The 12,364-nt window shown below is 72.1% G+C and carries 15 protein-coding genes; 5 read left to right on the forward strand and 10 right to left on the reverse strand.

The genetic code is table 11. The annotated features are described in order from the left end of the window. Positions 1-34: 34 nt before the first annotated feature. From ACVDFE_RS28365 to ACVDFE_RS28395, 7 genes are all read right to left on the reverse strand, one after another. The gene (locus ACVDFE_RS28365; RefSeq protein ID WP_458432534.1) at positions 35-829 is read right to left on the reverse strand and encodes an MBL fold metallo-hydrolase; all 795 of its coding nucleotides are present in this window, start codon (positions 827-829) and stop codon (positions 35-37) included. A 3-nt stretch (positions 830-832) separates the two neighbouring features. Continuing rightward, positions 833-1,060: a hypothetical protein gene (locus ACVDFE_RS28370; RefSeq protein WP_458432535.1), complete on the reverse strand. Its 228-nt coding sequence runs from the start codon at positions 1,058-1,060 to the stop codon at positions 833-835. Positions 1,061-1,099: 39 nt separating this feature from the next. Beyond that, on the reverse strand, positions 1,100-2,305 hold the full coding sequence (locus ACVDFE_RS28375) for a PP2C family protein-serine/threonine phosphatase (protein ID WP_458432536.1): 1,206 nt from the start codon (positions 2,303-2,305) through the stop codon (positions 1,100-1,102). A 112-nt stretch (positions 2,306-2,417) separates the two neighbouring features. After that, positions 2,418-3,383 carry a TIGR03564 family F420-dependent LLM class oxidoreductase gene (locus ACVDFE_RS28380; protein ID WP_458432537.1) on the reverse strand — a complete coding sequence of 322 codons (966 nt, stop codon included), beginning with the start codon at positions 3,381-3,383 and terminating at the stop codon, positions 2,418-2,420. A gap of 47 nt (positions 3,384-3,430) precedes the next feature. Next, positions 3,431-4,363 carry a LysR family transcriptional regulator gene (locus ACVDFE_RS28385; RefSeq protein ID WP_360384196.1) on the reverse strand — a complete coding sequence of 311 codons (933 nt, stop codon included), beginning with the start codon at positions 4,361-4,363 and terminating at the stop codon, positions 3,431-3,433. Positions 4,364-4,402: 39 nt separating this feature from the next. Further along, positions 4,403-4,819 (reverse strand): nucleoside deaminase, encoded by a 417-nt coding sequence (locus ACVDFE_RS28390; RefSeq protein ID WP_458432539.1) that lies wholly within the window; start codon positions 4,817-4,819, stop codon positions 4,403-4,405. Further along, complete coding sequence (locus tag ACVDFE_RS28395) at positions 4,816-5,643, reverse strand: LLM class flavin-dependent oxidoreductase (protein ID WP_458432540.1); 828 nt, start codon at positions 5,641-5,643, stop codon at positions 4,816-4,818. Before ACVDFE_RS28395 ends, ACVDFE_RS28390 begins: the two co-directional genes overlap by 4 nt. Positions 5,644-5,737: 94 nt before the next feature. Here ACVDFE_RS28395 and ACVDFE_RS28400 point away from each other — a divergent pair, with 94 nt between their 5' ends. Continuing rightward, positions 5,738-6,196, forward strand: a complete 459-nt coding sequence (locus ACVDFE_RS28400) for an Lrp/AsnC family transcriptional regulator (RefSeq protein ID WP_458432541.1) — start codon at positions 5,738-5,740, stop codon at positions 6,194-6,196. Between the two features lie 36 nt (positions 6,197-6,232). On the opposite strand, the gene ACVDFE_RS28405 is transcribed toward ACVDFE_RS28400, so the two are convergent. Further along, positions 6,233-6,625 (reverse strand): hypothetical protein, encoded by a 393-nt coding sequence (locus ACVDFE_RS28405; protein ID WP_360384204.1) that lies wholly within the window; start codon positions 6,623-6,625, stop codon positions 6,233-6,235. A gap of 172 nt (positions 6,626-6,797) precedes the next feature. On the opposite strand from ACVDFE_RS28405, the gene ACVDFE_RS28410 reads away from it, so the two are divergent. Together ACVDFE_RS28410 and ACVDFE_RS28415 are read left to right on the forward strand one after the other, a co-directional pair. Further along, positions 6,798-7,733, forward strand: a complete 936-nt coding sequence (locus ACVDFE_RS28410) for a patatin-like phospholipase family protein (protein ID WP_360384206.1) — start codon at positions 6,798-6,800, stop codon at positions 7,731-7,733. 164 nt (positions 7,734-7,897) lie between these two features. Beyond that, positions 7,898-8,680, forward strand: coding sequence for an MHYT domain-containing protein (locus ACVDFE_RS28415; protein WP_458432542.1), 783 nt, complete (start codon positions 7,898-7,900; stop codon positions 8,678-8,680). Between the two features lie 70 nt (positions 8,681-8,750). Here the strand turns inward: ACVDFE_RS28415 and ACVDFE_RS28420 are convergent, their stop codons facing one another. Beyond that, entirely contained in the window at positions 8,751-8,927 is a 177-nt protein-coding gene (locus ACVDFE_RS28420) for a CsbD family protein (RefSeq protein WP_360384210.1), read from the reverse strand. 183 nt (positions 8,928-9,110) lie between these two features. Here ACVDFE_RS28420 and ACVDFE_RS28425 point away from each other — a divergent pair, with 183 nt between their 5' ends. Next, the gene (locus ACVDFE_RS28425; RefSeq protein WP_458432543.1) at positions 9,111-10,508 is read left to right on the forward strand and encodes an EVE domain-containing protein; all 1,398 of its coding nucleotides are present in this window, start codon (positions 9,111-9,113) and stop codon (positions 10,506-10,508) included. A gap of 7 nt (positions 10,509-10,515) precedes the next feature. Here ACVDFE_RS28425 and ACVDFE_RS28430 read toward each other — a convergent pair whose 3' ends face one another. Then, positions 10,516-11,424, reverse strand: a complete 909-nt coding sequence (locus ACVDFE_RS28430) for an AraC family transcriptional regulator (RefSeq protein WP_458432544.1) — start codon at positions 11,422-11,424, stop codon at positions 10,516-10,518. 81 nt (positions 11,425-11,505) lie between these two features. Here ACVDFE_RS28430 and ACVDFE_RS28435 point away from each other — a divergent pair, with 81 nt between their 5' ends. Continuing rightward, complete coding sequence (locus tag ACVDFE_RS28435; RefSeq protein ID WP_458432545.1) at positions 11,506-12,330, forward strand: NAD(P)H-binding protein; 825 nt, start codon at positions 11,506-11,508, stop codon at positions 12,328-12,330. Positions 12,331-12,364 lie beyond the last annotated feature (34 nt).

Consider the following 12,364-nt stretch of genomic DNA (forward strand, 5'->3'; position numbering starts at 1 on the left):
GGGCATTCCCCGTGCGGCGCGATGGTGCCCGATCTCACCGCCGCACCGGCAGCGGGACCGTGTCGCCGCGGGGCACCACCCGCACGTCCAGGCCGGTGCCGCGCCGGGCGATCTCCGCGGTGAAGTCGGACAGCGGCGACTTCATCACCCCGTACTCCTCGTAGTGCACGGGGACGGTGGTGCGCGGCGAGAGCAGCTCCACCAGGTCGGCGCCCTGCTCGCCGTCCATGGTGAGCAGCACGCCGAGGACCTTGGTGCCGCCCAGGTGCACGACCGCCAAGTCGATGTCGGCGAAGCGGTCGCGGATCTGCCGCAGTGACGGGTGCACGAGCGTGTCGCCGCTGAGGTACACGCGGAACGGCCGCCCACCGGCCTCCTGGTACTCCAGCATGGTGCCCATGACCGGCGGCAGCAGGTGGCCCACCGCTCCCAGCGCGTGCCGGCCGGGCAACGAGGTGATGGTCAGCCGCGCCGTGCCGCGGGTCAGCGTCGTCGTCTCCCACGTGCGCAACGGCTGCGCCTCGCGAAAACCTCGCCGTGCCAGGCGTTTCGCCGCGTGTGGTGTGGTGAGCACCGGCAGGTCGCGGGCCAGCTCCCGGCTCGCCACCCGGTCGAAGTGGTCGCCGTGCAGGTGCGACAGCACCACGGCGTCCAGCTCGGGCAGGTCGGCGATCTCGACGGCCGGGTCGGTGAGCCGGCGCGACACCACGCCCTGCCCGATGTGCGTCCACTGTCCCTTGTGGAGGAAGTTGGGGTCGGTCAGCAGCGTGAACGGCCCCAGCCGCAGCACCGTCGTGGCGTTGCCGATGAAGTGCAGCGAGCCGGTCACCGGTCAGCCCCGGTCCGGGTCGTCGCTCACCGAGTAGTCGGAGAGACCGACGTTCCCGGTCGGGTTCGGCTCCGGGTGCGCCGACCCGGAGCCGCTGCGGCCCGGCACGGTCTCCGCCTCGTCCACCACGTCCGCCCCCGCCTCCTGCAACGAGGTCCGGCTCGCGTTGTCGTAGTCCTGCTCCGCGTTGTCGTAGTCCTGCTCCGCGTTGTCACGCCGTTCAGTGGTCATACCGCTCGGCTACCCGGTCCCGGCGCGGATGAACGTGCGTCAGGGGCTGTGCCGGATCGCCACCAGCGCGATGTCGTCGGTCGCCGGCTGGTCACCGACCATCGTCGCCATCACCTGGATGCACAGCTCTTCCGGCTCCAGCGGTGTCACGACGCCGCGCAGCCGCTCCAGACCGTCGTCGAGGTCCTGGTCGCGCCGCTCGACGAGCCCGTCGGTGTAGAGCACGACCAGCGACCCCGGCGCCAGCTCCACCTCGGCGGCGCGGCGGCCGGAGCTGCCCAGGTCGAAGCCGACCGGCGGTCCCACCGGGACGTCGGCGAAGCAGGCCTCCGCACCCGGCTGCGCGATCACCGGGGGCAGGTGGCCGGCCACGGCGAGGCTCATGTGGTGCGTCGCCGTGTCGATGACGGCGTAGGCGACGGTGGCCATGGTCTCGTGCTCGAAGTGGCTCGCCTTCCGGTCGAGCTTGGCCAGCACGACCGCGGGATCGGCGTACTCCAGCGCGTAGGCGCGCAACGCGCTGCGCAACCGTCCCATCACGACGGCCGCCTTCAGGCCGTTGCCGACGACGTCGCCGATCACCACGCCCATCCGCCCGCCGGGCAGGTCGAACACGTCGTACCAGTCGCCGCCGACGCCGCTCTCCGCGCCCGGGACGTACCGTGCGGCCAGCTCCCAGCCCTCGGTGCTCGGCAGCCGAGCCGGGAGAAGGCTTTCCTGCAGCAGTGTCGCGGCGGCGCGTTCGGACCGGAAGCGGTTCACGTAGACGGCCACGGCGAGGCGGTCGGCGATCAGCTGCAGGGCGTCGACCTCCTCCTCCGAGAAGGTGTCGGCGGTGGTGCGGCCGACGTGCACGACGCCGGTCAGCTCGCCCTCGGCGATCATCGCGACGCCGAGCATGACCTGCAGGCCGTGCTCCCACAGCAGCGGGTTGACCACAGTGGACGGGTCGACGTGCTCGATCTGCAGCGGCAGCCGGGACTGGGCGACGCGACCGGCGAAACCCCTGCCGACCGCAACGCGCGCGCCCTGGAAGACCTCCTCGTCCAGACCGGAGCTCGCCCGCGCCACCAGCTGGGTGCCGCTGCGGTCCACGAGCAGCACGGTGGTGGTGTCGGCCGAGAGCAGCTCGCGGGTGCGGTCCAGCAGGACGTGCAGGACCTTGTCGAGGTCGAGCTCCTTGAGCGCTCCGTCGGTGATGGCGTCGAGGACGCGCATCCGCAACGACGTCCTGTCCTCCGCCATCCCACCTCCGTCTCGCAGTGCGACGGACAGTTTCCCACGTCTGGCGGAGTCGTGCGGCGGGCCGACCCGGTCTGATCATCGCAAACCGGTTCAAAATCAACTACCACCAGGTTTAGCCGCTGATCACACTCTCCTTCGCAGCACGTGCAAGCGCTCCCGCCAACCGGCGCGTCCTGGTCTGCACCGCGGGGCTGAGGTCGTGGTGCGCGGTGAGGACGACCTCGGTGGCGCCGGCTTCGACGTAGCGGCGCAGCCCCTCTGCGACGGTGTCCTCGTCGCCGAGCAGTGCCAGCTCCTCCGGTCGTTCGGTGCCGTTCAGCTCGAGAACGCGGCGGTAGGAGGCGAACTGCGGGTAGAAGGACAGGCCGTCAGCCATGGTGCGGAGGTCCCGCCGGTCGGTGGTGACGGCGGCGGGGACGAGCGCCACGACGCGGGGAGCCGGCCTGCCCGCCGCTGCCGCGGCGGCGGTGACGGCGGGCACGATGTGCTCGGCGAGCACCTTGGGCCCCGCGAGGTACGGCACGGTCCCGTCGGCCAGCTCGCCGGTGACGCGCAGGGCCTGCGGTGCCATGGCGGCCACGAGCAACGGGGTCCGCGCCGCACCGGGGACGTGGGTCGGCAGCAGCGACCGCGCGGTGAGCAGCTCGCCCTCGTGCTGGGTGGGTTCGCCGCGCAGCAACGGGCCGAGTGCGGTCAGGAACTCGCGCAGCCGGGTCACCGGCCGTTCCCACGGCAACCCGAACGCCTGCTCGACGATCGGCGGCGCGCCCAGTGCGACCGCGAGGTGGAAGCGGCCGCGGGTGGCCGCCTGCGCGGTCTGGGCCTGGCTGCCCACCAGCAGCGGGTGCCGTGCGAACACCGGCACCGCGGAGACCCCGACGTCGATGCCCGGCACCTGCACGCCCACCAGCCCGGCCAGGCCGATGGCGTCGTAGTCGAGCCGCTGCCCCAGCCACACCGAGTCGGCGCCGAACCCGGCGGCCTTGCGGGCCTCGTCCACGGCGGCCGCCACCAGGTCGTCCCCGCCCGTACCGGCCAACGTGACCCCGTACCGCACCGCTTGTGAAGTGATCGACATGCACCCATGTCACCCCCGGCGGCGGCCCCCGGCGCGCGTGATGCCCGTCAACCCGACCGGCGATGCCTGCGGGGCATCACCCTGGCCAGCAGCTTCCCGGTTCCGGGGCAGTGCTCCCTCGTCACGGCGAGGAACGCGGCCAGCGGCGGTGACCCGTCGGTGGAGCGGAACGCCATGGTGAGGTCGGGCAGCCGCAGCACCGGGTCGACCTCCACGACGACGGTCTCCGGCCGGGCCAGGCGCCGCGCGCTCGACGGCAGCAGCCCCACCCCCAGCCCGCAGGCGGCCAGGCCGATGACGGTGTGCACGTCCCGCGTCGCGGTGACCCCGCAGGAGGCGCCGAGCAGCGGTGCCAGCACCCGCGCCGCGGCGGGTTCGTCGGCGGCCGACGACGCGATGAGCGGCTGACCGCGCAGCTGCTCTGCGGAGACGGCGGGCAGCCCGGCGAACGGGTGGCCCCGGTGGCACACCAGCACGAGGTGGTCGCCGGCGACCGGCACGGAGGTCAGCAGCTCGGCGCCGTCCCCGGCCGGTGCACCGCGGCAGAACGCCAGGTCGACCTCACCCGCGCGCAACGCAGCCGCGCCCTGCGCCGTCGACAGCTCACGGCACTCCAGGCCCACCCCGGGGTGCACCGACCGGAACCGCGCCAGCAGCGAGGGCAGCAGCTCGACCAGCGCCTCCCCCACGAACCCGAGCCGCAGCGACCCGGTCTGGCCGCGGGCAGCCCGCCGCGCCTCGGTCGCCCCGGCCTCGACCTGCTCCAGCACCTGCCGGGCGTGCACGACGTAGACCTCGCCCGCGGCGGTCGGCACCACGCCGCGGGCGGTCCGTTCGAACAAAGCCGTGCCGAGCTCGCGTTCGACCGCGCCCACCTGCCGCGACAGCGAGGGCTGGGTCATCCCGAGCGCGTGCGCCGCACGCCGGAAGTGGCGGTGCTCGGCGACCGCCACGACGTACCGCAGTTGTCGCAACTCCACACCGTCCAGCCAACCACCTCGATGCTCACGGGGCATCGGCTACGGGTAGTAGCCCTCCACCGGCACCTTCGCCTCGTCGTAGAGGTGCGGGCCGTCGTTCGGCACGGCGGCGAACCCGCCCGTCGTCTTCAGCCCGTTGAGCTGCTCTGTGGACAGCGCGAACACGACGTTCCCGATGCCCGAGCGGGCCAGCGCCCCCGCGCACATCCCGCACGGCTCGCAGGAGGTGTACATCGTGGTCCCGGCCGCCGTGTCCGCGTCGAGCGACCGCGCGGCCCACCTGGCCAGCTTGAGCTCGGGGTGCGCGGTGATGTCGTCGTCGGTCAGGCAGGTGTTGCGCTCCTCGGCGAGCACCGACCCGTCCGGGCCGACCAGCAGCGACCCGAACGGCGGGTTGCCGCCCGCCCGTGCCTCGGCCGCCAGTGCGAGCGCCCGCCGCAGATGCTCCTCGTTCACCGGAACTCCTTCCGTACCGCTGCCAGTGCGTGCCACGCGGCCTCGGGCCGCCGCGTCTCCTCGGGGTCGCCGATGAACGGGTCGAGGACCACCGCGTGCGCGCCGTCGGCCCGCAGCCTTTCCAGGTCCGCGACGACCTGCTCGACGGTGCCCTCCCCCAGCCGCCGTTCCGCCGGCGGGTCGTCGGTCAGCCGGAGCAGGACCCGCGGTGCCAGACCGGGCACCGGCCGGTCCTGCTCGGCAGCCGTCTTCTTCAACCGCGCCAACGACTCCTGCCACCCGTCCGGTGTCTGCCGCAGCGGGTGCCACGCGTCACCGAGCCGGACCACGCGGCGCAACGCCCCGTCGCTGTGCCCGCCCACCCAGATCGGGATGTGCCCTGCGCGGTAGCCGTCGTCCTCCCACGCCGTGCGCACGGCCGTGATCAGCTCGTCGGTGAGCTCGCCCCTGCGCCCGAACTCGACGCCCAGCGCCGCGAACTCCTGGCGCGCCCAGCCGATCCCGACGCCGAGCACGAGCCGCCCGCCGCTGAGGTCGGCGAGGTTCGCCGCCATCCGCGCGACCAGCAGCGGGTGCCGGTAGGGCGCGATGAGCACGGTCGTGCCGAGGGTGATCCGCTCGGTCACCCCGGCGAGCCAGGACAGGGTGGTGAACGGCTCGTAGAACGGCGCCGGGTACTGCTCGGCCACGTCCGGCGTCACCGCCACGTGGTCGGACACCATGAGCAGGTCGAAGCCCAGGCCCTCCACCGTCCGCGCCCAGTCGCGCAGCACGGCCGGGCTGGTGCCGGGGCCGAAGTTGGGGACGTTCACGCCGATCAACACGTGATCAAGGCTAGGCCGTCGGACCGAGTCCGCTGAAGGGGATCTTCACGGCATCTGCGCGGTCCGGCCGTGGATTTCCCGCTACATTCGCCGGATGACCGAGACGCTCGACGCGACCGACTGGGCGATCCTCGCCGAGCTGCAGCGCGACGGCCGCGTGCCGATCACCGAGCTCGGGCGCCGCGTCAGCCTCAGCGCCTCGGCCACGACCGAACGCGTGAAGCGGCTGGAGGGCGCCGGGGTCATCACCGGCTACCGGGCCACCGTCGACCTCGCCAGCACGGGCTACGGTGTGCTGGCCGTGGTGCGCCTGAAGTACCCCGGCAACCGGCACCAGCCGCTGCACCGGTTCCTCGCCGAGCGGCCGGAGGTGCTGGAGTGCCTGCGCACCACCGGCGAGGACTGCTACACCCTCAAGGTCGCCGCCACGTCGATGCCGCACCTGGAGCGGGTGGTCGACGAGCTGATGGCGTTCGGCAGCACCACCACCAGCATCGTCTACAGCCAGACCATGACCTACCGCGGTGTGAGCGCGCCACCCGCGGTGCCGTGACGAGTCCCGTTGCGGCACAACGGGTGCGGTCGGGTGTCAGAAGTGGTCGGTGCTCGTCAGCTCGTGCTCGAAGGCGTCGGCGCGGGCGACCAGGAGGGTCAGCGGCCGGCCGAACTCCTCCTGCACGCTGAGGTGCTCCAGCGGGATCGTGTGCTTGAGCAGCGCCACCCCGTCCACCACGGCCGCGCCGCCGACGTCCACCCCGCCGGCCAGCTCGAGCAGCCGCCGCAGGTCGATCTCGTCCGCGCGGCCGACGGCGGAGGAGATCTCCAGCCACTGCGCGCCGTCGAGGTCGGGCAGGTGGTGCACCGTGACCTGCTGGGACCGGCCGTCCTCGGTGTCGAGGCGGAACCGCAGCCACGCGTCCTGCTCCTCCAGCACCTCGTAGCGCAGCCGCACGTAGCTGACGACCTCGGCCCACGACGTCATGTCCCCGAACCCCTCACACCTCGCTGATCCACCGACCGCCACCGTAGTGCCCGCGGAGGGCGGTCGTTGCGGATATGCGCGGATCTTCATCCCGCATGTCGCCGCGGCCGGGCCGCCGGTCCGGTGTTCGTGGATCATCGGTGGTGTACCCGTGCCGGGAAAGGGGTGGAAGGTGACCGAGTCCGTCCTCCAGCTGCTGCGCGACCGCAAGCGGCAAGGGAGCACACCGGGCAACCGCGCGGACGACGCACGCCTCGTGCTGCTGATCGAGGGCGGGAGCTCGCGCGGCGCGTACTCGAGCGGCATGACCGTCGCGATCGAACAGCTCGGGCTGCTGCCGGCGTTCGACGCGGTCTACGGCAGCTCGGCGGGCTCGTTGAACGGTGCGTGGCTGTTGTGCGGGCGTGCCGACAGCAGCAAACACGCCTGGTGGGACCCCGCGGTCATGCGGACGACCATCAACCCGATGCGCGCGCTGCGCCGGTTGCCCGTCGTGGACACCCAGCACCTCGTGCACACCATCTACACCCAGGTCGTGCCGATGGGCTTCCAGGACATCCTGGACAACCCCGTCGAGTTCCACCCGATGACCACCGACGCCCTCACCGGCGAGTCCACCGACCTGCACGAGCGGATCCACGACGTGCCGAGCCTGCAGGCCGCGCTGCGGGCCTCGACCGCGATGCCGCTGCTGGCCGGCCCGCCGGTGGTGATCGACGGCCGTCCGTACGTCGACGCCGGCATGAGCGAGATGGTCCCGGTGCGCACCGCGCTGGCCCAGAAGGCCACGCACCTGGTCGTCCTGCGCACGGTCCGCTCCGACGAGGTGCCGATGCCGCCGACCCGCAGCGAACGGCTGGTGCTGCGGCGCTGGTTCGCCCGCCACGCACCGGGCGTCGTCGAGACCTTCCTGCGCCGCAAGGACGACCGGCTCGTCGAGGAGGCCGTGCTCGCCTCCCACCCCGCGTGCCTGCAGATCCGCCCGCCGCTCGGCAGCCTGCGCGTCGGCCGCACCGAACGCCGCCCCGCCGTGCTGCGCGCCGTCGTCGACATCGGCACCCGTGCCGCGGCCGACGCACTGGCAGCGAGCGTCCTGGAGTCGCACTGACGCAGCGTCGCCGACCTGGCACGGCACGCAGCACTTCTGCGGACGGGAGTGCGCTCGGTGACCGGCCGATGGCCCTCTGTCCGCAGTGGACATTCGTTGCCCATGTGACACCGGAGGTTTCCTTGCACATATAGGTGAAGAATGTTCGCATTCGGCCCATGGACATGGGGACCTCCACTCTGATCACCGCGTACCTCGTCGCGTGCGTCGGCTCCGCACTCGGTCTCCTGTCCGCCGAACGCGCACGGACGGCGACCGGAGCGTCACGCAACGGGTGGCTGGCGATCGCCGCGGTGTCCATCGGCGGGCTCGGGATCTGGGGCATGCACTTCACCGCGATGCTCGGCACCTGGATGGGCGCGAAGGTCGCCTACGACATCCCCATCACCCTGGCGAGCATGGTGGTCGCCATCGTGGTCGTCGCCCTCGGCCTGCTCGTGGTCCGCCGCGGCGACAACACCCGGCTCTGGCCGTTCCTGGCGGGCGGCCTGATCACCGGCCTCGGCGTGGCCGGCATGCACTACACCGGCATGGCGGGCATCGTGATCGGCGCCGACGTCACCTACCACCCCGGCCTGGTGGTGCTCTCCGTCGTGATCGCCGTCGTGGCCGCGACAGCCGCCCTCTGGGCCACCGCCAACGTCCGCGGCTGGCTCGCCGTCGCCGGCGCCGCGCTGGTGATGGGCGTGGCGGTCACCGGCATGCACTACACCGGCATGCACGCCATGCACGTCATGCTCACCCCGAACGCCCCGCTGGTCGTCGACAACTCGTCGGAGCTGATCACGTCCCTGATCATCGGCGGTGCCGGTGTCAGCGTGGTCATCATCTTCCTGCTGGCCCTCACGTCCTCCGGTGACGAGGGCGGCGAGGACGCCGAGCTGCTCGACCGCGTGATGCGGCGCAACGAGTCGCACCAGTTCGGGCGCACCGACTCCGTGTCCTGACGTTCCTGCACGCCAAGGGGCGCGCACCTCGTGCCGGGTGCGCGCCCCTTGGTCGGTCCTCGCGGCTTCGTCAGTCCTTCTTGAAGGCGTCCTTGACCTTCTCCGCCGCCTGGCCGAGGTTGCCCTTCGCCTGGTCGACCTTGCCCTCGGTCTCCAGGCCGGGGTCGTCGGTCACGTCGCCGACGCCTTCCTTGACCTTGCCCTTGAGCTCGTCGGCCTTGTGGTCGATCTTGTCGTCGGTGCCCATGTGGTCCTCCCCGACAGCTGGGTTCCCTGCGTTGTCGTGACACCGGGGTGCCCACTGGGACGAACCTCAACCATCGACGAGCAACGACCCTTGTCACAGGTCGAACGCCGAGGTGTTCAACCTGCTCCACTTGTTTGGTCGGAAATCACGCCGTCCGCGGTGGCCATGGCTATCCTCACGATCATGAACGACGTCCAGCTCGTGCTGCAGCCCCGCGGCAGGCGTGAGCTCAAGGGGCCGGAGAACTTCGAGCTGTCGATCAGGCGGGGCGTGCCGCTTTCGGGCATCGCCGCGGAGCTGGGAGCCGACCTCCCCGCGCTCGAGGCGCTCTACCCCGACGGCATCGCCCGGCTGTGGGGCTCCACACCGGCTGCACCGGGCAGGAACAACGCGAAGTCCGTGGCACTGCGCGACCGCAGGGCCGGCGACAAGGTGATGTTCTACGCGGAGAAGGCTTTCATCGCCGAGGCGACGATCCTGCACGTGTTCCGCAACTCCGCCGCGGCGCGAGCGGTGTGGGGTGTGGACGAGGACGGCGCCACGTGGGAGCACATGATGGCGCTCGGCGACGTCGAGGAGTACGACACCCCGGTGCCCGCCGAGCGGATCCTGACTCCCCTGGGCATGTCGACGCCGTTGCGGAGCATCACGCTGGTGTCCGCGGCGGACCACGCCCGGATCTCCGGCGCTGGGGCGGAACCGGCCGAAGCACCCCGGCACTGGCTGCTGCAGTGCAACCCGGAGGTGTGGGACGTCTGGTCATGGTGGGAGGACGGCACCACCGACCAGGTGCCCTGGACCGTGGGCCGCTACCACCGGGACCTGCGGCCGGGCGACGACTTCGCGTTCTGGGTCTCCGGGCCGGCAGCCGGGGTCTACGCGATGGGCCGGCTCGCCTCGGCGGCCTACCCGACCACCGAGTTCGACTCGTTCTGGAAGGCCTCGCGCCCGAGCTCGGCGCAGGTCGTCGACCTCAGGTTCAACCGCTACCTCTTCGAGGCACCGATCACGAGGCACCGCCTGGCGCCCGTGGAGGAGTTCGCCGACTCGTTGATCATGCGGATGCCCGGCGGCACGAACCCGTTCCCGCTCAGCTCCGCCGAGTGGGACCTGCTCAACGCACTGGCCCGGCACGGCAGGACCAGCCGGCCGTCGTCGTCCGAACCCGTGGTGACCTCGAGGCCCGTCAACGCCGTGCCCGAGACGACCACGGCGAAGAACAGCGGTTCAGGTCCCCGGACCGTGACTTTCGACGAGGCCAAGCTCATCCAGCAGTACGGCGAGTACCTCGGCCGAGAGCTGCGCTGCCTCACCGTCCGGCTGCCCTCCGGGGAGCAGCTCGTGTGCGACGTGTTCGACGAGGACGTGCCGATGATCATCGAGGCCAAGAAGTCGGCCTCGCGCGAACACGTGCGCATGGCGATCGGTCAGCTGTTCGACTACCGGCACCACCTGCGGCGCGACGCGGTGCAGGCGGTCCTCCTGCCGTCGAGGCCGTCGTCCAGCGTCGTCGACCTGCTGTGGTCGCTCGGCATCAAGCTCATCTACCGCGACGGTGACGTCTTCCACGGCCCGGAATAACAGCACTTCACCCGCCGGCCGACCGGGTGCGGTGGTCACTCGGTCGCACTCCCAGCACCCGCTTGAACGCCACGCTCAACGCGAACGCGTCCGAATACCCCACCTTCCGCGCAACGGCACCCACGGTTTCCCCACCGCCCCGCAACAGGTCCGCCGCCAACGTGATCCGCCACCGCGTGAGGTAGCTCATCGGCGGCTCCCCGACGGAGGCGCTGAACCGCCGCGCGAACGCCGCCCGCGACACTCCCAGCTCCGCCGCCAGCGCCGCCACGGTCCACGACCTGGCCGGCGTGGCGTGCATCAACCGCAGCGCGTCGCCCACCACCGGCTCGTCCAGCGCACGGCACCACGCGGGAGGGTTCGCGGCCGGATCGGCGAACCAGGTGCGCAGGGCGGACACGAGCAGCAGGTCCAGCATGCGGTCGAGCACCAGGTGGTGGCCGGGGCGTCCGCCGGCGATCTCGGCGGCCATCGCCTCCGCGACAGCCGGCGGCGATCCGAAGGGCACCACGAGAACCGGCGGCAACGCGTACAGCAGGCGTTCGCTCAGCTGACCCCGGCGTTCGAACGCGCCGCTGAGCAGCACGGCGGCGCTGTTGTCAGGGGTTCCGCAGGTGGCCGGCTCCGGGCCCGGTGGGCAGTAGTCGGCGGCGGTCACGTCGTGCGTCGGCGTGGCGGACGGTGTGGAGGCGACGGTGTGGGGCACGTCGCCGCGGACCAGGGCCACGGCGCCCGGTTCGAGCAGCACCGCGTCGGCGCCGTCGGGCACGATCCACGCCTCACCGCGCAGCACGACGGCCAGCGTCAGCGGGGCGCCGCTCCACATCCGCAGCGCCCACGGCGGGGTCAGGGCCGCCTGCCGGAACACAGCGCCACGCGCTCGCACGTCCGCCAGCAGCTGCGAGACGACAGCCACGAGCCCCACCGTAGACGATCGAACATCCAGAAGAGTGCCAGAGCCATGGATCGTCTCACCGGACCGAGGTTGGCTGGGCCCATGACTGATCAAGTTCTCGTCACCGGTGCGACCGGCAAGACGGGCAGGCGCGTGGTGCGGCGGTTGCGGGCCCAGGGGGTGCGGGTCCGCGCGGCGTCACGGCGCGGGGAGCACGTGTTCGACTGGACCGACCAGCAGACGTGGGACGCGGCGTTCGACGGGGTGAGCGCCGTCTACGTCGTGCAGGTCGACGGGACCAGGCTCGTGCGCCCGTTCGTGCGACGGGCGCAGGAGCTCGGTGTGCGCAGGGTCGTGCTGGCGTCCGGTCGCGGCATCGACGACCCGGACTACGCGACGGACAGCGGCGGGGTCCTCGACGGGTTGCTGGACAGCGAGGACGCGGTGCGCACCAGCGGTCTGGAGTGGACGATCACCCGGCCGGGCTGGTTCGCGCAGAACTTCAGCGAGGGGTTCTTCTCGGCCGCGGTCGAGGCCGGTGAGCTGCGGCTGCCCGCGGGTGAGGGTGCGGCGAGCTTCATCGACGCCGAGGACATCGCCGCCGTGGTCGGCGCCGCGCTCACCGAGGACGGGCACGACGGGCAGGTCTACGAGCTGTCCGGGCCCGCGGTCGTGACGCTCGCCGAGGCGGTGGCCACGATCTCCGCTCACGCCGGTCGCGAGATCCGTTACGTGCCGTTGGACGTCGACGACCACATCGCCGAGCTCACCGCGCAGGGCTTCGCACCCGAGGACGCGCGGGCGTTCGCGGACATGGTCGAGCCGCTGCGCAACGGCACCGACGCGTACCTCTCCGACGGCGTGCAGCGGGCGCTCGGGCGGCCTGCGCGGACCTTCGCGGAGTTCGCCGCCGCGACCGAGTGGTGAGCGACGGCTGCGACACCGCATGACCCTACGGCGG

It is taken from the genome of Lentzea chajnantorensis, assembly GCF_054300775.1.

What these genes read in the sequence shown, in the direction of transcription:
- ACVDFE_RS28370 (WP_458432535.1), bottom strand. Translation starts at nt 1,060, where the DNA reads ATGACCACTGAACGGCGTGACAACGCGGAGCAGGACTACGACAACGCG.
- ACVDFE_RS28375 (WP_458432536.1), bottom strand. Translation starts at nt 2,305, where the DNA reads ATGGCGGAGGACAGGACGTCGTTGCGGATGCGCGTCCTCGACGCCATC.
- ACVDFE_RS28380 (WP_458432537.1), bottom strand. Translation starts at nt 3,383, where the DNA reads ATGTCGATCACTTCACAAGCGGTGCGGTACGGGGTCACGTTGGCCGGT.
- ACVDFE_RS28400 (WP_458432541.1), top strand. Translation starts at nt 5,738, where the DNA reads ATGACCGAGACGCTCGACGCGACCGACTGGGCGATCCTCGCCGAGCTG.
- ACVDFE_RS28405 (WP_360384204.1), bottom strand. Translation starts at nt 6,625, where the DNA reads ATGACGTCGTGGGCCGAGGTCGTCAGCTACGTGCGGCTGCGCTACGAG.
- ACVDFE_RS28415 (WP_458432542.1), top strand. Translation starts at nt 7,898, where the DNA reads ATGGGGACCTCCACTCTGATCACCGCGTACCTCGTCGCGTGCGTCGGC.
- ACVDFE_RS28420 (WP_360384210.1), bottom strand. Translation starts at nt 8,927, where the DNA reads ATGGGCACCGACGACAAGATCGACCACAAGGCCGACGAGCTCAAGGGC.
- ACVDFE_RS28425 (WP_458432543.1), top strand. Translation starts at nt 9,111, where the DNA reads ATGAACGACGTCCAGCTCGTGCTGCAGCCCCGCGGCAGGCGTGAGCTC.
- ACVDFE_RS28435 (WP_458432545.1), top strand. Translation starts at nt 11,506, where the DNA reads ATGACTGATCAAGTTCTCGTCACCGGTGCGACCGGCAAGACGGGCAGG.